The organism is Candidatus Magnetaquicoccus inordinatus (assembly GCF_004217665.1).
Classification (GTDB): Bacteria; Pseudomonadota; Magnetococcia; order Magnetococcales; family Magnetaquicoccaceae; genus Magnetaquicoccus; species Magnetaquicoccus inordinatus.
In genome coordinates, this window is record NZ_RXIU01000051.1 from 1 (window position 1) to 18,540 (window position 18,540).

The following is an 18,540-nucleotide window of genomic DNA, read 5'->3' on the forward strand; positions in this document are numbered from 1 at the left end:
TCTTGTTTCGCCGTTAATTTCTAACTTTCTATAAAAAACCTACACCTGTAAGGGTGCCCTCCCTGGACCCGCAGTTGATTTGGGTGCTGAATAGTTACTATTGTCTACCCATTGCGCAAAAAAAAGGAGCGGTCACCCGCTCCCTTCTTCTGCAACAAATTGGCTGTCTTACTGCTTGACTGCCGCCAAAACCGCTTCCACAGTCTTTTTCGCATCGCCAAAAAGCATGCGGGTGTTCTCTTTGTAAAATAACGGATTGTCCACACCAGAATAACCGGAAGCCATACTGCGCTTGGAAACAATCACTGTGCCAGCCTTCCAACACTCCAACACCGGCATGCCATAGATCGGGCTGCTGGCATCATCCTGGGCACCTGGATTGACAATGTCATTGGCTCCCAAAACAATCGCAACATCGGTGTTGGGGAAGTCATGATTGATCTCATCCATCTCCAAGACAATGTCATAAGGTACTTTGGCTTCGGCCAACAAAACATTCATGTGGCCCGGCAAACGTCCAGCCACCGGATGGATGGCAAAGCGGACATTGCAACCACGATCACGCAAAAACTTGGTCATTTCATATACCGGATGCTGGGCTTGTGCTACCGCCATACCATAGCCGGGAATGATGATGACACTCTTGGAATCTTTTAACAAAGCCGCCGTCTCATCCACATTGATGCTGGTTACCGTACCCTGCTCGGTACTGGCGCTCGCCGTTACCGTTCCGGCTTCGACACCAAAACCACCCAGAATCACACTGATGAACGAACGCGCCATGGCCCGGCACATGATGTAGGAGAGGATGGCACCGGAGCTGCCCACCAGCGACCCCACCACAATCAACACATCATTGGAAAGCATAAAACCGGTCGCTGCCGCAGCCCAACCTGAATAGCTGTTGAGCATGGAGACCACCACCGGCATGTCAGCACCACCGATGGCCATGACCAAATGTGCGCCCAAGACAAAGGAGATCAAGGTCATGATCATCAACGGCAACATCTGCGAATGGGGCGGATTGGCACCAATAAACAGACTGCCCAGATAGATGCTGAACAGAATCATGGCAAAATTGACACCATGACGACCAGGCAAACCCAACGGCTTGCTGGTGATTACACCCTGCAATTTGCCAAAGGCAATGATCGAACCAGTAAAGGTGATACCACCGATAAAGACTCCGACAAAAATCTCCGCTTCATGGATAACCCGCTCCACATGCGAGGCATAGTGTACCGAGGTATCGATATAGTTGGCCACACCCACCAACACGGCGGCCAAACCCACAAAGCTGTGAAAACCAGCAACCAACTGCGGCATGGCAGTCATCTCTACCCGTGCCGCCACAACAGCACCCACTGCACCGCCGATCAACATGACCGGAATCAAGATGCCAAAACCACCCATCTTCGGTGCCAACAAGGTAAAGAAGATGGCAATAGCCATACCAATCATTCCATACAGGTTACCACGACGGGCCGATTCCTGATTGGAGAGGCCACCCAGGCTCAAGATGAAGAGAATGCTGGCGGCAATGTAAGAAACCGTAATCAGACCTGAATTCATGGAATTCTACTCCTTCCGGAACATTTTAAGCATGCGCTGGGTAACCAGAAAGCCACCGGCAATGTTGATGGCGGCCAAGAGAGCAGCAATGGCGGCCAAAGCAACCACAGTTCCAGATGGAGCAACCATCTGTACCATGGCACCAATGACAATGATACCACTGATGGCATTGGTAACGCTCATCAGGGGGGTATGCAAAGCCGGGGTGACATTCCAGACCACCATGTAGCCAATAAAACAGGAGAGGGCAAAAACAGTCAGATGGGCCAAAAAGGCCGGAGGTGCCGACATGCCAACCAGGGCCAACACCAGACCGCCCAATCCCATATAGGTGAGAATACGCCGATTGGTCTCAGCCGGATCTTCAGGCGGACCGGCATGGCCATGTTTACCATGTCCATGAGCGGTCGGAGGCGGTGCTGCCGGTTTTTTTGCTTGGACAGGCGGTGGTGGCAGTTTCGGTGGCGGCCAAATCACCTCACCTTGGCTGATCACCGTGGTGCCACGCTGCACCACATCCTCCATATTGATCGAGAACACTCCATCCTTGGTCATATCTTTCAAGAGATGGCAGATGTTTTGGGCATAGAGATTGGAAGCCTGGGTAGCCAGACGGGAGGGCAGATCGGTATAACCAATCAAGGTCACACCATGTTTGACCACCACTTTGCCGGGTTCGATCCCTTCGCAGTTACCACCCTGTTCGGAGGCCAGATCGACGACAACGCTACCCTGTTTCATCGATTTGACCATCTCTTCGGTAATCAGGATCGGAGCGCGCACGCCAGGGATCAAAGCGGTGGTGATGATGATGTCCACCTCTTTGGCCTGTTGGGCAAACAGCTCCATTTCGGCTTTGATAAACTCGGGGCTCATCACTTTGGCATAGCCGCCCTCACCGGTACCATCTTCCTCAAAATTGAGCATCAAAAATTCTGCGCCCATGCTTTTGACTTGATCGGCCACTTCCGGACGGGTATCAAAGGCGCGAACCACTGCACCCATACCAACCGCTGTACCGATGGCCGACAGACCAGCCACACCAGCGCCAATTACCATAATCTTTGCCGGAGGTACCCGACCAGCGGCAGTAATCTGTCCGGTGAAAAAACGCCCAAAATGGTGTGCTGCTTCCAAGACTGCACGATAGCCGGCAATATTGGCCATCGACGACAGTGCATCCAACTTTTGCGCCCGCGAAATGCGCGGTACTGAATCCATTGCCAGGACAGTCACTTTGCGTGCCGCCAGACGATCCATCAACTCTTTGTTTTGCGCCGGCCAAATAAAACTGATCAAATGTTTGCCTTCGCTAAGCAAATCCGCTTCATGGCGATTATCCGCTGGATTGACCATAGGCGGACGTACTTTGATCACCATGTCGGAACCACCCCACAAACTGTCTGCATCGGGAGCAATCTCTGCTCCTGCTGCTGTATAGCTGTCGTTTGTGAACTGGGCAGCCGCTCCGGCATTGTTTTCCACAATGACCTGATAACCCATTTTAATTAATTGTTTGACTGAGTCAGGACTGGCCGCGACCCGTTTTTCTTCTGGATAAATCTCTCTGGGAATACCGATTTTCATAGATGACACCTCATGCAAGGGATGGTACGACCTACCAGAAACGTGAACTCACTCTTTACATGCTTTTTGAGTTTGTTACACAAGGAGCAGAGTGTAACGACTCTGAATACGGCGTCCAACACGGACCCGACTATTCTTAAGACAAATCAGAAAAAAGGGGAAGCAAAAATCCACCAAACCGCTATAGAAATTTACCTTTCGTTAATAATGGTAAAATTTTGCCAATTTCTCAGCAGAGACGCCACGCCAAAAAGAGTAACGCAGGCGCCACATTAAAAAGATGGTTTGCCAAATGCCATATTTTTCCCAACGTCTTCCAGAGGTGCAGACTGGTTCAGAAATGACCAGAGGGGCGGAGTGACGGCGCAAAGATTTACTGAAGGCCACATCCTCCATCAAGGGCAGATCGGGAAAAGCGCCGAGTGCATTAAAAAGGGAGCGCCGCACAAAAAGGGCTTGATCACCGGTGGCCACTTTGCTCAAGCGGGAGCGCCAACTGATCATCTGTGCAACCACGGGCAACATCCAGGAGCGGCCAGAAATGGTGACGGCAAAAAATCCCCAATGCGCTTTTTTTGCCTCCAGGCGTGTGGGCAGAGAGAGAATGACTGCTGAGGGGGGAAGCCTGGTATCTGCATGCAAAAACAGAATGATTTCACCGCACGCCACGCTTGCTCCTGCATTCATTTGTTTGCTGCGTCCAGGAGCAGTGACAATTACTTTGGCTCCCCAGTTGCGGGCAATTGCAGCGGAATGATCATGGCTTTCGCCATCGACAACAATGATCTCTACTCCAGCCTGGCGCAAGCTCTGTAATGCCTGCAGGCAGTCGGCTAAACCTTCTGCCTCCTGACGTACCGGTATAACGATCGACAGTGACACCTCATTTTTCCTTGTCTGGATGATTGCACCACTTGAACATGGCATTGGACATGGTATTTTTGTTGCATCCAAGAGTCAGACCTTTTCTGTTATCCACCGTTCAAGGTGTACCATGACTGCTCAACGGCCTACCCTATTGATTGTCGATGATGCTGCCGACAACATCCATCTGCTCAGTGAATGGTTAGAGCAATCCTACCGTGTGTTGACGGCCCGGTCTGGTGCAGAAGCCTTGCGGTTGCTGCAGGAGACCCACCCAGATCTGATTTTGCTGGATGTGCAAATGCCCGATATGGATGGATTTGAGACCTGCAGGAAACTGAAAGCCAACCCCGATACCGCCACCATTCCGGTGATATTTATCACAGCCAGTCGCAAAATGGAAAATGAGCTGCGAGGTTTGGAGTTGGGGGCAGTCGATTTTTTGACCAAACCTATCTCGCCACCGGTTCTGTTGATGCGGGTACGCAACCATTTGGCTTTAGCCAGCCACAATCGCTATATCGAACAGTTGGTTGAAGAGCGTACCTCCTCGTTGCAGGAGGCGCAACTGGCTTTGCGTTCGGCCATGAACAACCTGTTGGTGATTCAGGTTACTCCCGGAGTGTTTTGGTTGCAGGTGCCAGAAGCCGGTCTCTATATTCTTTGTGGCTGTCCTGGTGAGGTGATCAAACATCTTATGCGCAAAGGGTTGGTCAGTACCGCCCAGCGTCATGGAGTCACCTTTGAAACCGGTCCCAACGCCATCCTTTTGTCGGATTTGCTGGTGCAAAATGGAGGATTTGCCAATTTATCGGAGTTTCCGGTGTTGCAGATGCTCTATCGCCAGGGGATGATTCTGCCCAAGCATCCCAATAATACCGGAATCAAGCCTTTGTTGATTGGTTCTCCGGATCAAGTGCGTGCCCAGTTGGAATATATTCATCGTGGCAATTATGGTCTGATTAGTGAAGAGGAGCTCATGGCCGCTGGGGCGAGCGAGGAGCGGGCGGCTCTGTTGATGAAAATCAAACGTAAATTTGCTTTTGGGCAGATCCGTACTCCGCAAGAGTTTTTGGATACTCTGGAGCTGGCTGATAAACCGGTTGCCATTCGCAACGGGGTCTCTGTGGAGCGGATTGCTTTTAACCGTTTTCGTTTTCATTATCGCGATGAGTCCACCGATATCGATCTCAATCTGCCGCCGACGATTCTTTATGAAGCCTGTTATCCTTTAGGGCGCCATCGCATTCAGCAGCACTATTTTGCTGTACTGCATACCGGAGAGGGGGATGGTTGGGATATCAACCGGCCCAGTATGGGTTCGATTGTCACCTTTCAGGGGCGGATCTATTTGGTGGATACCAGTCCGACCATTTTGCAGATTTTGACCTCGTTGGGGATTGATGTCAGCGAAGTGGAAGGGATCTTTCAAACTCATGGCCATGATGACCATTTTGGTGGGTTGCCCTCGTTGATTCACTCCGGGCACCGTTTGAAATATTATGCCACCCCCTTGGTGCGTGCCTCGATTGCCAAAAAGTTTGCTGCTTTGACCTCGTTGGCAGAGGATAAATTTGGTGAATTTTTTGAGCTGCATGATCTCAAGGAGGATGAATGGAACGATTGTGATGGTTTGGAGGTGCTGCCGCTGCATACTCCACATCCGGTGGAGGCGACCATCTTTTATTTTCGCGCTCTGGCGGGCGATGGCTATCGCACCTATGCCCATTTGGCGGATTTGGTCTCTTTCGAGGTTTGGAATCGCATGGGCAGTGATCTGCCTGGGGATCTGGTGGCCAAGGTGCGGGACGACTATCTGTTGCCTGCCGATCTGAAAAAGTTGGATGTGGGAGGAGGCATGGTTCATGGTGTGGCTGAGGATTTTCGCCATGACAGCTCCAAACGCTTGGTGTTGGCCCATATTGGTCGTAAATTGACCATCCCGGAGATGGAGATTGGTTCGGAATCCTTTTTTGGGGCCATTGATATTTTGATTGAGGGGCAACAAGATTATCTGCGGCAACGGGCTTACCGTTTTATCAATCGGCTGTTTCCACAGGTCAAGGTGGATCAGATCCATATGCTGCTCAATAGTCCAACCATCAATTATAACGCGGGAACCATTATTTATCGCACGGGTAATGGTGGCAAGCCGGAATATGTCGAGATGGTGTTGACGGGTGCGGTCTCCTATCTGGATGCCGAATTGGGCGTACACAGCCATATGCCTTTTGGATCGTTGATGGGGGCGCAAGAGTTGTTGAGCGATGCGCCGCAGAGCAAAGCTACCTATCGGGCGGTCTCTCACTGTTCGGTGATTCGTTTTCCGGCGGCCTTGTTCAAGGCCTTTTTGGAGAACAATGGTCTGTTGGAACATCTGCATGCGGTGATGGATAAGGTGGATTTTCTCCGTCGCACCCGGCTGTTTGGTGAGCAGACCACCTTTCGTTTGGTGCAGTTGGCGCAACAACTGGATCGGGTAGCGTTGCAGGCAGGAGAGGCGTTGCCGGAGAGCGAAGGGGAGCAGTTATGGTTATTGGTCAGTGGGCAGGTGGAGTTGTCAGATCATCGGGGAGTGGTGGTTGATACGGTCAAGCCTACCGGCTTTTTTGGTGAAGAGAGCTATTTGAATGTCCAGCGCCGTAGTCGTTGGCAGGTCAAGGCGATTTGTGGCAGCGACTTGTTTCGTTTGAATCGTCCCGACATCATCCAGATTCCGGTGGTGCATTGGAAAATGTTGGAAGAGCATGACAATCGCTGCAAACAGTGTCACAATCACACCCCCTGAAGCATTTTCTGCTGATTTGGGGTGAGTGGATAAGGTAATGTTGATCTGAGTGATCGACAGGGAACTCTTTTTTGTTGCAGGTTGAACGGATTATGTTGGAGCTCACTTCCTTGACGGCGGTTTCGCCGTTGGATGGTCGTTATGCAGCGCAAACGGCTGTTTTGCGAAATCTTTTTTCAGAATATGGCCTGATGCGTTTTCGGGTGCAGGTGGAGGTGGCCTGGTTGCGGGCCTTGGCGGCAGAGCCGTTGATTGCAGAGGTGCCTCCCTTGACCGAGGAGGAGCAGAGCTTTTTGCAGAGAGTGGTGACAGAGTTTTCCCCGCTGGAGGCCGAACGAATCAAAGCCATTGAGCGGGTCACCAATCATGATGTCAAGGCGGTGGAATATTTTTTGAAAGAGCGTCTGCAGGAGAGCTCGATGCGTGGTTTGATCGAGTTTATTCATTTTGCCTGCACTTCGGAAGATATCAACAATCTGGCACATAGTCTCTCTTTGCAGGAGGCGCGCAGTCAGGTGTTGCTGCCTTCGATGCAGCAGGTGATTGCAGCGCTTGATGGTTTGGCGGTGGCGCATGCGGCCTTGCCGATGTTGGCACGCACCCATGGGCAACCGGCTTCACCAACCACGTTGGGCAAGGAGATGGCCAACGTGGCGGATCGCTTGCGCAAGCAGTTGCGGCGTCTGCAGGCGGTTCCGGTCTATGGCAAGATCAATGGTGCGGTGGGCAACTTTAATGCCCATTGTGTGGCCTATCCGGAGGTGGATTGGCCACAGTTGGCACGTCGTTTTGTCGAAGGGTTGGGGTTGCTCTATCAACCGCTGACCACTCAGATCGAACCGCATGATGGTATTGCCGAACTGTTTGATGCCTTGGCGGGATTCAATACGGTATTGATCGATTTTGCCCGTGATGTATGGAGTTATATTTCGCTGGGCTATTTCCGGCAGCAGACCATTGCCGGTGAGGTAGGCTCTTCCACGATGCCGCACAAGGTCAATCCGATTGATTTTGAAAATGCCGAAGGCAATCTGGGATTGGCCAATGCCCTGTTGCACCATTTGTCGAGCAAGCTGCCCATTTCCCGTTTGCAACGTGATTTGACCGATTCTACGGTGTTGCGCAACATGGGGGTGGGGTTGGGTTATTCGCTGTTGGCCTATCGTTCGTTGTTGAAGGGCATTGGCAAGCTGGAGGCCGATTCCGAGCGTCTCTCTGCCGATCTGCAGGAGAGTTGGGAGCTGTTGGCCGAACCGATTCAGGTGGTGATGCGTCGTTATCAGATCGATCAACCCTATGAACGTTTGAAGGCATTGACCCGTGGGCAGCGGGTGAGTCGCGACAGTTTACACGCCTTGATCCAGAGTTTGTCGATTCCGCAGGAGGTCAAAGAGAGTCTGTTGGCGCTGACTCCTGCCGGTTATATCGGCTTGGCCAAGCAACTGGCCGGGCAGGTTCCGGAATAGTAGGCTGCAGGGTAACTATTCAGGTTCGCCATGGCTCGCCAGCTCTACCCGGTTCGCCATGGCTCGCCAGCTCTACCCGGTTCGCCATGGCTCGCCAGCTCTATCCCCATGGGGATGCTGTACGAATTGGCGCAAAAATGCGCGCCAATCCGCACAGCTTGCTTCCATTAGGCGCTTAAGCCGATGCAAAGAGCGCGTCGGCTTAGTTTGAAAAGCGCGCCAAAGGCAAAAGATTAAAAACAAAATCCCAGGGATTCCATCCCTGGACCCGGCCAGGGAGGTGCCATCCCTGGACCCGCAGTTGTTTTGTGCGGTGAATAGTTACGGCCAATAAACTACTGCTCAGGAATATTCCGGGGTAACATACTGCGGGCAGTTGATCTGCACGATCTGCAGGTCGGGATCATCCAACTGAATGGCGGTCAACTTGCCGCCATAGACGCAACCGGAGTCCAAGCCAAAGGATTTGCGGTTGAGGGTCATGCCTGCTGCAGCCCAATGGCCGTAGATGATGCGTGCCTGTTCTCCTTCCGGGCGCAACTCAAACCAGGGGCGATAGGGAAAATCGGCAGCTTTGGTCTCTTCGTTTGGTACAAAAGCATAAGGGTTGCTGACTCCGGCCAAGAGCGGATTATTGGGCCAGAGCGGTTGACCGGCAGCGGTACAGAGGCGGATCCGGGTCATTACCGCATAGGCAAAGCGCAAGCGGCTGAGTGGATCTCCTTCATCTTCGGGATTATCCAGCACCGTGTCATCCCAGTTAAGAAAAAATTCCCGGCTTTGCTCCTCATTTTGTAGCACAGCGGTGATCTCTGCCGACAAGGCGCGCACATCGCTTAGTCCCCAGGCGGGTGAGAGGCCGGCGTGTACCATGCCAAAGGCCAAAGAGCGGTCACAATGAAAGAGGGGCAGGCTACGCAACCATTGAATCAGCTCTTGGCCATCGGCAGCCGCACGTATTTGTTGCACCAGCGGCATGATTCCCTTGTCGGCTGGCCAACCGCTCAAGGCGGCCAGGATCCGTCCTTCATGATTGCCCATAACAGTGACGGCGCGATTGCCCAAGTTGCGAACAAAACGCAGCACCCCCAGTGAGTCTGGTCCTCGGTTGACCAGATCTCCCACCAGGCGCAAGCGATCCCGTTCGGGATCAAAACGGATCTCGCGCAATAAATTTTTCAGCTCCTCCAGGCAGCCATGTACATCTCCTATGGCATAAACGGCCATTATTCCCCCCTTTTTATGCAGCGTATATATGCAGTTACCATTCGCTGAATGGTTTGCGGCTCAGGCTGGAGTTGAAATAGCGTGGATCCAGAGAGACCTCCTCCCCCAGCCAGGGGGGAGAGAGAAAACTCTGCTCTTCGCAGGTCAACTCCACTTCTGCCAGCAGCAATCCTTGATTGGCACCGCTGAAGGCATCCACCTCCCAGAGCAGGCCGGCATAGTCGATTTGGTAACGTATTTTTTCGATCAGTGGTGGCTGGCAGAGTTCATCCAGCATCTGTCGGGCATCATCTGCCGGGATGGGATAGTCAAATTCCAGCTTGCTGATGCCACGGGTGATTCCTTTAATGGTGAGGCTACCCTGTTCACCGTTCAGGCGCACACGCACGACTCGCTCTTTGACTGTGGAAAGAAAACCTTGCCGGATAGTTTGTGCGCTGCGAGCTTGCGGGAGCCCTGACTGCTCCCAGAGAGTGCGATCTACCAGAAAACGCCGTTCAATCTCTTGCCCCATCTTTCGCTCCTTGCCTGATTTACAGCAAAAGCTCTTCGTTCCATTTTTCGCTATCGGGGCTCTCTTCCCCTTGCAGCAGAGCGGCAAAGGCCATCAAGGCTTTACGGGCGCTGCCGATTGGATAGTAGAAGGCATCCCAATTTTCATGCCCTTCGCCGTCATGCAGTGGAATTACATAATCAAACTGCCAGGCGGCACGCATTTCCAGAAGGGCATTATTGCTGCGTTTTTCGATATTCTCCAGATCCTTAAGCGACAACAATCCCTTGTGTCTTTGTGTGCGGTGCAACAGCTTGTGGCGTTGGATGTCGGTGATAAAGCGATTGAGGTCAACGCTGCGTTCAGGATCTTTTAGGTAGAGAATCTCTTCGCGGGAGAGAGGGGAGAGAAAGATGGAGACAGTGGGAAAGCGATCAAAGATACCGACTTCGCGTAATTTACCGGGGACGAAGGGACTTCCTTCAAAGAAGGGGATGCGTCCGCTATCGATGATCCGTTGAATTTGGGCGATTTCCAGTGCTTGCAGATCACCAAGCACATCGGCGACCACATAGCCCTCTTTATCGCGCAGGGCTTCGATGGCGCCACGGGATCGGAAGAAATAATGGACCCCTTCTTCTTCGCCGGGGCGAGGTGGTCGGTCGTTGAACAGGACCAGTTGCCGGAAGCGACTGGCCAGTTGTGGATAGAAACGACGCAAAGCAGTATATAGCGGACCTTTACCTACGCAGGAGGGTCCAGCCAGAACAACCATTTTATCCATCGGCCTCTCCTTTACCGCCTGGAAGAGCTTGAGCTCTGCAGGTCGGTTTTGCTGTGCAATGGATAGTGGAAAGGGAATTGCCGGTGTAAAGCTTAGTCGGCGATACCCAGTTCACGTTTGAAGATGGCCTTATGAATATCGCCCAAGCTGACGATTCCGACCAGTCTGTCGTGATCTTCCACTACCGGGATACGGCGAAAACGATGCAAGGCCATTTTCGAGGCGGCTTGCATGACCAATTCGTCGGAGGCAACGGTAAAGACCCGTTTGGTCATCAGGTTGGCGACGGTACGGGAGAGCACTTCGCGATAGGAATTTTCCATGGCCAGAAAATCACGAGCGCGTACCGGATCATCGAGAAAATCGGAATAGTTGGGCAGCAGGGCGTTGAGAATATCCTTTTCGGTGATGATTCCGAGCAGGCGGTCGTCGTCATCGACAACGGGCATACCACTGATTTTATTGGTACAAATTGTAGCGGCAACCGAGCGGATGGTATCATCCTTACGCACGGTGCGCACATTGGTCACCATGACATCTTTAACCAGCATTGTGATCTCTCCTTCTTTCCATGGTTTAAGTACAAAAAATTTTAGATAGTTGATTCGGGAAAAAGTTCCCGTTTCATGACCAAAGCATCTTCTTTGCCACTGGGCAGAACGTAGTAACTTTTGCGAGTATAGAGGATTTGCAATCCCATGTCTTGGTACAGTGTGCGGGCAGGTTGATTACTGGCACGTACCTCCAAGAGAAGAGAGGTGATTGCGCTGTGCCGTGCATAATCCAGCAGCGCTTGCAGCAGCATTCTGGCCACTCCTTGTCGTTGCCAGGGGGGAGCGGTACCCAAGGTCAGCAAGTGGATCTCATCAAACAGACGACGCGCCAGGGCATAGCCACATTTTTGTTCTGCGCAGAGGGCGATTTGGCACCAGGACTCTTGTTGCAACTCTTCCTGGAATTGCTGGATATTCCAGGGCTGGGGCTGGAGGAGCGCTTCCATTGCGGCGACCCAGGGCAAATCGCTGCGCAAGAGCGGACGCAGTTGGATCATTGTTGTGGACGCAGCAGAGCGACTGGAGGATCGGCATCCGGGCGGCGTTGATAGTCGAGCAGAGGGGTGAGCAGAGCTTTGGGTTCGGGGAGTGCCTGCCACTGTTGTTGTGCCAGGCGGCCCAGGAGCGCAGGATCGATGATCCATTGGCTGGCTGGAGTGCATTGACTGGGCAATGGCCAGGTGTGCGCGAGCAGTTCGGGATAGGCTTGCAGGGCGTTACCGGTCAAAAGAAGCTGACTTGCAGCAGGCCAGGGCCACTGCTCCAGGGTGGAGATCCAAGCGCTGGGGCTGAGAGCCGCCCCGGGGGCATGCAGCAGTTGCAGGCCACTCTCTTGGCGTTGATAGAGAGCGGCAAAGATCTCCTGGCGTCGGGCATCGACCAGGACGCTGATCCAGTTGCTGGTGCAGGGGCACTGGGCGGCGAGCAGGTCAAGAGTAGAGATGCCAACGATGGGAATGGCATGGGCCAGAGAAAAACCTTGGGCAAAGGCGGCGCCGATACGCAAGCCGGCAAAGGCGCCTGGACCGTTGTTGATGGCCAACAATTGGAGATCTTTGGGCTGCCAGCCCACCTCCTGCAAGAGTTGCTGGCAGATCTGGGGCAGGAGAACGGCATGGCCGGCTGGGCCCTGGAAAAAGCGACAGGCAAGCGACACATCGCCGTCGAGCAGGGCGATGCCGCCTTGGGCGCTGGCGGTATCCACGGCGAGGGTCAGCACGGTGGCAACTCCAGGTGGTTGATCGGAAATTCCATCTGCAGCACAATGCCACATCCTGGCGCACTTTGACAAGAGATGCTTCCGCCCAGGGTTTGGGTCACCAGATTGTAGACGATAGCCATGCCCAGGCCACTGCCACCCAAATCGCGTCGGGTAGTAAAAAATGGTTCAAAGATGCGGCGACGGCAGGACTCTTCCATACCTTTGCCGTTATCGCGATAGAGAAAATGCAGACGCTCCTCCTGGACAGTAAATTCGAGGATGATCTGACCTGCCTCATTGTCGGGGAAGCCATGCTGACGGGAGTTGTGGATCAAGTTGATGACAATCTGGGCTATGGCACCGGGATAGCTGCGCAGGTGCAGATCAGGGGGGCAGAGCACGGTGATGGTCAAGCGGGTATGTCGCAATTCATGGTGCAGGGCCAGGATCACCGATTCCAGATAGCTGCGCAGGTGCAGGTTACGCTGCTCTCCGCTGGATTGATCAACCGCCACCGCCTTAAAACTGCGTACCAGATCAGCGGCCCGTTGCAGATTAAAGAGAATCAGTTGTGCGAGGCGTTCGCTGGAGTGTAACAGTTCGGTCAGCTCCTCTTCGGAGATGCCCTCCTGTTTGAGCAGGGTGGAAAAGGAGTGCAGGCGTTCATTCAATTCGGAGGCGGCGGTCACGCCGATGCCGACCGGAGTATTGATTTCGTGGGCCACGCCAGCCACCATATTGCCCAGGCTGGCCATTTTTTCCGCTTGCACCAGCTCGGCATAGAGCCGTTTTTCTTCGCTGAGATCGACGATCATCACCAGACGAGCATTTTCCCCTTCCAGCAGGATCGAATTGACCGCCAGGCGCAGGGGAAAGAGTGTGCCATTGGCGCGACGACCCTCGGTTTCCCGATGCAGTGTCTCTTCATAGCCGGGCAGACGTGGTGGCAGACCGCCGGGAAGCAGGGCGCGCAATGGCTGATAGAGCACCTGCTGGCGATTGATTTGGAAGAGATTTTCTGCTTCGGCATTGCAAAGAAGGAGGGTATCGTTGGCGGCGACGACCAGAATGCCGAAAGGAGCCTGTTCGATCAAGGAGGTCAACTCCTGATTGGTGGCATTCAGCTCTTCTGCATAGATGAGCAGTTGCCGACGCAGGCGTTGTTGTTGCAGTTGATTGTTGACTCTGGCCAGCACTTCGGCGGCGGCATAGGGTTTGATGATATAGTCGGCACCACCGGCGCGCAGGGCGGTGCTGATGGTGCTGCTTTCACTGGTGCCGCTGATAAAGATGATCGGCAGCTCTTTGCTGGCGGGATTGGCTTTAAGCTCCTGGCAGAGCTGCAGGCCATTTTGATCGGGCAGGTTGAGGTCGAGCAGCAACAAGGTGGGCAGTTGTTGGGCGATCAACTCTTTGGCCTGTTTGGCAGAAAAGGCGGTATGGATGGTAAGAGTACTCTCTTGGAGTATGCTCTGCAGCAGTTGCAGATTGTCCCAATGATCATCGACGACCAGGATATATTCAGAACCGGGTTCGATGATGGGTATGGGTGTAACGGGAGGAGTGGCTGGGGAAAACTCTGGAGTATGGAAGCGCAGGTGCAGATATTTGGCCAGGATGGCAAAAATCTCACTTTCGTGCCAGGGCTTGCGCAGCAGATCATTGCAACCGGCGGCGAGAATCTCTTGTCGCTCTTCCTCCAAGGCATGCGCGGTCAGGGCGATGATGATGATCTGTTGGCCATGGGGCAGGGTACGGATTTGTTGGCTGGCCTGCAGACCGTTCAGGATGGGCATGCGTATATCCATCCAAATCAGATGCGGATGCCATTGCTGGGCTCTGGCGACGGCGGCCGCGCCATCGGTCACCTCCTGGACCTGAAATCCGGCTTCGCGCAGAACACGGCTGAGCAATTGGCGGTTATCGGGCTGATCTTCGGCGATCAGCAGGCGGTACTCTGCGCCATTGCTGGCCGAGAGGCGCTGATTTGGCTCTGCCGGGAGGGAGCTGCTGTCGATGCTCTGCCCGGCTGGCAGTTGCAGGGGCAAAAGCAGACGAAAACAGGCTCCCTGGCCTAGAACACTTTCCAGCTCGATGCGTCCGCCCATCCGTTCGCTCAGTTGGCGACAGATGCTTAAACCTAGTCCGGTACCCTCTATGGTGGGGGTATGGGCCGGTGTGACCTGCTCGAAGGGGAGAAAGATGCGTTGTTGATCCTGGGCAGCGATTCCGGGTCCGCTGTCGCAGACGGAAAAACAGATCATGTTGCTGTTTTCTGCTGAATCTGGCAGGAGTGTGACCTGCAGGACAATCTTTCCTTGTTGGGTATATTTGATGGCGTTGCCCAGCAGATTGAGGAGTATCTGACGCAGGCGTGGGCCATCGCCGAGGAGAATGCGGGGTATCTGGGGGGCGATATCCAAATAAAATTGTAACCCTTTTTCGCTGGCGGGCACCTGCATCAAGGATTGCAGATCGTGCAGCAGATGGTGCACATCCAGTTCTGTTGTTTCGATGAGCAGATGATCGGCCTCCATTTTGGAGAGATCGAGCACCGAATTGATCAGATTGAGCAGGTGACCGGCGCTGCTGGCGATGATATTGACCTCTTTGTGCAGGGAGGGGTGCAGAGCCGCTGCCCGTTGCAGCAGACGGGTGTAGCCGAGGATGGCATTGAGTGGGGTGCGCAGTTCATGGCTCATATTGGCCAGAAAGGTGGATTTGGCACGATTGGCGGTTTCGGCGGCCTCTTTGGCCTGTATGGCGCGTCGTTGCGCGCGCTGCATGGCTTCACTGAGCAGGGCAATCAGCAGGCCGTTGCCGAGGAAGACCCCCCAGCCCAACCAATCGCCATAATCCCTGATAAAAGGGAGCTCTCCTGGGGACCAGAAGAGCACGAGCAGAGCGCTGGCGCTGGCGCAGAGCAGAGCGGGAAAAAGGCCGCCGACCGCCCCGGAGAGCATGACCATGGGGTAGAAGGTGACCCAGGGGATACGATTTTCCAAGGCGGCCAGGGGCCAATAGCGGACCAGGGCACCGATGGCTACTGCGGCCAGGGGCAGCAGGAGATGGGTGAAGAGCCGGGAGTGGCTCAGTTTCATACGGGATGCTCCAGCAAGGCGGAGACGGCGACCAGCAGTTCGTCATGGGAGAAGGGTTTTTTAATGGCGTGGTGGGCGCCGAGGTCGATGGCTGTTTGCAGAAAAAAGGCGCTTTCGCCATTGTTGTGGGGGCCGCCGGAGATGGTGATCAAGGGGATGCGGGGATGGTTTTGGCGCAGTGCCATGATCACTTCGATGCCATCGCTATCGGGCATAAAGATGTCGGTGATCACCAGGTCGATGGGATGTTCGTCGCAGATGCGCAGGCCACTGCTGCCGCTGGCGGCGGTATAGAGCTGATAGCCGCTGCGTTCCAGGAAGCGGGCGGTGGATTGGCGCACGGTTTGGTCGTCATCGATAATCAGGATACGTTTCATGGGTTATGCCCGTCTGCAGTGGGAGGGGAGCTGTGCATGGCCAAAGGCAGGGTGAAAAAAAAATGGCTGCCTTGGCCAAGGGTGCTGTGTACATACATGCTGCCGCCTTGTTTGTTGACCAGTTCGCGGCTGATGGGCAGGCCGAGACCGGTTCCACCGGCGCGCCGGGTCAAGGAGTTGTCGAGCTGCTCGAAGAGGTGAAAAATGGTTTCCAGCTTGTCGGCGGGAATACCACAACCGCTGTCGGCCACCTCGAAGAGGGCCATCTGCTCTTGTTGACGCACCCGCAATATGATCTCCCCTTGTGCGGTAAATTTGATGGCGTTGCCCAGCAGATTGAGGAGAATCTGTTTGCAGCGTTTGCTGTCGGCCAGGATGGTCAGTTCGCTTTCAGGTTGGTAGGAGAGGCGCAGCGTTTTGGCATCGGCCAGGGGTTGGATCAAATTCCAGACTTCGCGGACCAGTGGAGTGACCGGACAAGGTACGGGAAGCAGGGATAATTTACCGGCTTCGATGCGGGCAAAATCGAGAATATCTTCGATCAAGCCGAGCAGATGTTCGACCGCTTGCAGCCCTTGGCTGGCGATCTCCACCACTTCCTGATGCAGTTCGTGCAGTGCGGCGAGCAGGCTCTCTTTGTGCGGAGTGCTGGGCAGTGCGTCGATCTGATTGCGCAATTTTTTCATGCCGATGAAGAGGTGAAACTGACTTTTGAACTCCTCGAAGGGCCCTTTGGTGCCTTGCAGGGGGGTACGCAGTTCGTGGCTGACCATGTTGAGAAAGGCGCTTTTGGCACGATTGGCATGATCAGCGGTTTGCCGCAGCTCTTGTTCTTGTTTGCGCATTTGATCAAGCTCTTGGATGTCGCGATAGGCGCGCAGAGCCGATTTTAATGCGGTTTTGAGACGGCGACTGGTGAGGTCGGATTTTTCGAGAAAATTATTGATATCATGCTGCTCGAAGACCGACTCTTCCGGAAACTGACCGGCCTGTCCGGTGCGCAGGAGAATCTGCAGCAGGTGGTTGTCGCACTCTTCGCGGATGAAGCGAACCAGTTCCAGGCCAGAATGGCTGCTTTCCATGACCACATCGAGCAGGATGACGGCGATATTGTTGTGGTCGAGGAGTAGTTTTTGTGCCTCTTTGGCGGAAGAGGCGTAGAGCAGGTAGAGGGGTCTGCCTTCAAAGTGGAAGCCGTGCAATACTTCACGGGTGAGATGGTGTACCTGTTGGTCGTCATCGACGATAAGGATTTGCCAAGGCAGAGCGTCGAGGCTGGCGTCTGGAGTGGGTGATTTGTTTTTGAAGAGCAGTAACTTTTTTCCGGGCTGCGCGGGAGGCACTGGATTCATGGGAGATTCCTGGAGTGTTGTGGCTCTGGGTGCAGAGAGTCCGAGGCGAGCAGGGTGGCGAGAAGTTGTTGGCTCTCTTGCTCTGCGCAGATAAACTGCAAGGCGACGGCATGGGTGTTGGCCCAGATGATGCGGCAGGGCAGTTGCAGCAGACAGGCGGAGGCCTGGGACTGGGTGTCGCAGGAGAAGAAGAGATGCAGTGCGGCTTGGGTTGCGAAGGGGAGGGTGGTGTTGGGATCGAGTTCCAGGCGGATACCGGAGAGGCTGAGGTCGATTACAGGCACATTATGGATGAAGCCGTTGCGAAAAAGCAGGGTGACACGGATGGAGCAGGGAATACGCGGTGCGGTACGTCGGTCACTTTCCATAGTGTCAGCCCCACTCTTTGACCAGTTCGACCCAGCTTGCAGCAGGAGAGGATGCACCGGCTGGAATTTCGACGTGGGCGTTGTTCTCTTTTTGCATCTGCAGACGTAATTTTTCTTGCTCGGCGAAGCGTAATTTTTCGCTGAGGTCGGCCTCTTTATCGGAATGTTTTTGTTCTTTGCGATAATATTTGAGGCCGTGACGGACGATGGCAATCAGATCATCGCCGGAGACAGGTTTATGGAGATAGATATCGGCGCCAACATCAAGCCCCTCGGGCAGGCCACCGTCGCGACCGGTGAGCATGATGATATAGATTCCCTGCCAATTGGGGTTGTTACGGATCTCCTGGCAGGTGGAGAGACCATCTTTGATGGGCATCATGATGTCGAGGATGATGACAGCGAAGCGGTCTGGCCAGCGACTGAGGAGCTCGAGAGCCTCCTGGCCATGGTTGGCCTCGGCGATTCTCTCTTGGCCGAAAACGCGGCTGAGTTGGCGCACGATCGGGCGGCGGACATCGCGTTCATTGTCATCGACAACCAGAATCATGGACATGGCGCTCTCCCTTGGTTGTGCCGAGGTGAACCTCCCTTTCACCTTTCTCAATTATGGCAGATTTGCCGGTTTTGTACAATCAGAATCCCAGGGTAAATCAGGGCAATCGCATTTGAAAATCAGAAAATTATTATGGAGGTCCAGGAGGAGATTATCTCCTCCTGGTGGGTGCAGGGCAAAGCTCTGCTGGTAATGTGCGGCGTTTTACAAAAGCGAATGCGTAGCATTCGCGCACGCCGCACAGATTTGT

16 protein-coding genes are annotated in these 18,540 nt (G+C 54.0%); 2 read left to right on the forward strand and 14 right to left on the reverse strand.

Annotated features, from left to right (window positions below; translation table 11 throughout):
* Nucleotides 1–168 precede the first annotated feature (168 nt).
* From pntB to EJP87_RS05870, 3 genes are all read right to left on the reverse strand, one after another.
* Nucleotides 169–1,572, reverse strand: a complete 1,404-nt coding sequence (gene pntB, locus EJP87_RS05860; RefSeq protein WP_130470930.1) for a Re/Si-specific NAD(P)(+) transhydrogenase subunit beta — start codon at nt 1,570–1,572, stop codon at nt 169–171.
* Between the two features lie 6 nt (nt 1,573–1,578).
* Complete coding sequence (locus EJP87_RS05865; RefSeq protein ID WP_130470931.1) at nt 1,579–3,159, reverse strand: Re/Si-specific NAD(P)(+) transhydrogenase subunit alpha; 1,581 nt, start codon at nt 3,157–3,159, stop codon at nt 1,579–1,581.
* A gap of 201 nt (nt 3,160–3,360) precedes the next feature.
* Nucleotides 3,361–4,041 carry a TIGR04283 family arsenosugar biosynthesis glycosyltransferase gene (locus tag EJP87_RS05870; protein WP_227657477.1) on the reverse strand — a complete coding sequence of 227 codons (681 nt, stop codon included), beginning with the start codon at nt 4,039–4,041 and terminating at the stop codon, nt 3,361–3,363.
* A 112-nt stretch (nt 4,042–4,153) separates the two neighbouring features.
* Between EJP87_RS05870 and EJP87_RS05875 the strand changes: the two genes are divergently transcribed.
* Nucleotides 4,154–6,811: a response regulator gene (locus EJP87_RS05875; protein WP_193771170.1), complete on the forward strand. Its 2,658-nt coding sequence runs from the start codon at nt 4,154–4,156 to the stop codon at nt 6,809–6,811.
* A gap of 95 nt (nt 6,812–6,906) precedes the next feature.
* Nucleotides 6,907–8,277 carry an adenylosuccinate lyase gene (gene purB, locus EJP87_RS05880; RefSeq protein ID WP_130470945.1) on the forward strand — a complete coding sequence of 457 codons (1,371 nt, stop codon included), beginning with the start codon at nt 6,907–6,909 and terminating at the stop codon, nt 8,275–8,277.
* Nucleotides 8,278–8,619: 342 nt separating this feature from the next.
* Here the strand turns inward: purB and EJP87_RS05885 are convergent, their stop codons facing one another.
* The 11 genes from EJP87_RS05885 to EJP87_RS05935 form a co-directional block, all read right to left on the reverse strand.
* Nucleotides 8,620–9,504, reverse strand: a complete 885-nt coding sequence (locus EJP87_RS05885; RefSeq protein ID WP_130470934.1) for a symmetrical bis(5'-nucleosyl)-tetraphosphatase — start codon at nt 9,502–9,504, stop codon at nt 8,620–8,622.
* A gap of 34 nt (nt 9,505–9,538) precedes the next feature.
* On the reverse strand, nt 9,539–10,018 hold the full coding sequence (locus EJP87_RS05890; protein ID WP_130470935.1) for a CYTH domain-containing protein: 480 nt from the start codon (nt 10,016–10,018) through the stop codon (nt 9,539–9,541).
* Nucleotides 10,019–10,037: 19 nt separating this feature from the next.
* On the reverse strand, nt 10,038–10,781 hold the full coding sequence (locus EJP87_RS05895) for a nucleoside/nucleotide kinase family protein (protein ID WP_130470936.1): 744 nt from the start codon (nt 10,779–10,781) through the stop codon (nt 10,038–10,040).
* Nucleotides 10,782–10,873: 92 nt separating this feature from the next.
* Nucleotides 10,874–11,332, reverse strand: coding sequence for a CBS domain-containing protein (locus EJP87_RS05900; RefSeq protein ID WP_130470937.1), 459 nt, complete (start codon nt 11,330–11,332; stop codon nt 10,874–10,876).
* 41 nt (nt 11,333–11,373) lie between these two features.
* Entirely contained in the window at nt 11,374–11,832 is a 459-nt protein-coding gene (rimI, locus tag EJP87_RS05905; RefSeq protein WP_193771171.1) for a ribosomal protein S18-alanine N-acetyltransferase, read from the reverse strand.
* Nucleotides 11,829–12,554 carry a tRNA (adenosine(37)-N6)-threonylcarbamoyltransferase complex dimerization subunit type 1 TsaB gene (tsaB, locus tag EJP87_RS05910; RefSeq protein ID WP_193771172.1) on the reverse strand — a complete coding sequence of 242 codons (726 nt, stop codon included), beginning with the start codon at nt 12,552–12,554 and terminating at the stop codon, nt 11,829–11,831. The genes rimI and tsaB overlap by 4 nt, the downstream gene beginning before the upstream one ends.
* Entirely contained in the window at nt 12,548–15,637 is a 3,090-nt protein-coding gene (locus EJP87_RS05915) for a response regulator (RefSeq protein ID WP_130470940.1), read from the reverse strand. The genes tsaB and EJP87_RS05915 overlap by 7 nt, the downstream gene beginning before the upstream one ends.
* Entirely contained in the window at nt 15,634–16,014 is a 381-nt protein-coding gene (locus EJP87_RS05920; protein ID WP_130470941.1) for a response regulator, read from the reverse strand. Before EJP87_RS05920 ends, EJP87_RS05915 begins: the two co-directional genes overlap by 4 nt.
* Nucleotides 16,011–17,366, reverse strand: a complete 1,356-nt coding sequence (locus tag EJP87_RS05925; RefSeq protein ID WP_130470942.1) for an ATP-binding response regulator — start codon at nt 17,364–17,366, stop codon at nt 16,011–16,013. The genes EJP87_RS05920 and EJP87_RS05925 overlap by 4 nt, the downstream gene beginning before the upstream one ends.
* Nucleotides 17,363–17,734 (reverse strand): PilZ domain-containing protein, encoded by a 372-nt coding sequence (locus EJP87_RS05930; RefSeq protein WP_130470943.1) that lies wholly within the window; start codon nt 17,732–17,734, stop codon nt 17,363–17,365. The genes EJP87_RS05925 and EJP87_RS05930 overlap by 4 nt, the downstream gene beginning before the upstream one ends.
* Nucleotides 17,735–17,738: 4 nt before the next feature.
* On the reverse strand, nt 17,739–18,284 hold the full coding sequence (locus tag EJP87_RS05935) for a response regulator (RefSeq protein ID WP_193771173.1): 546 nt from the start codon (nt 18,282–18,284) through the stop codon (nt 17,739–17,741).
* Nucleotides 18,285–18,540: the final 256 nt, after the last annotated feature.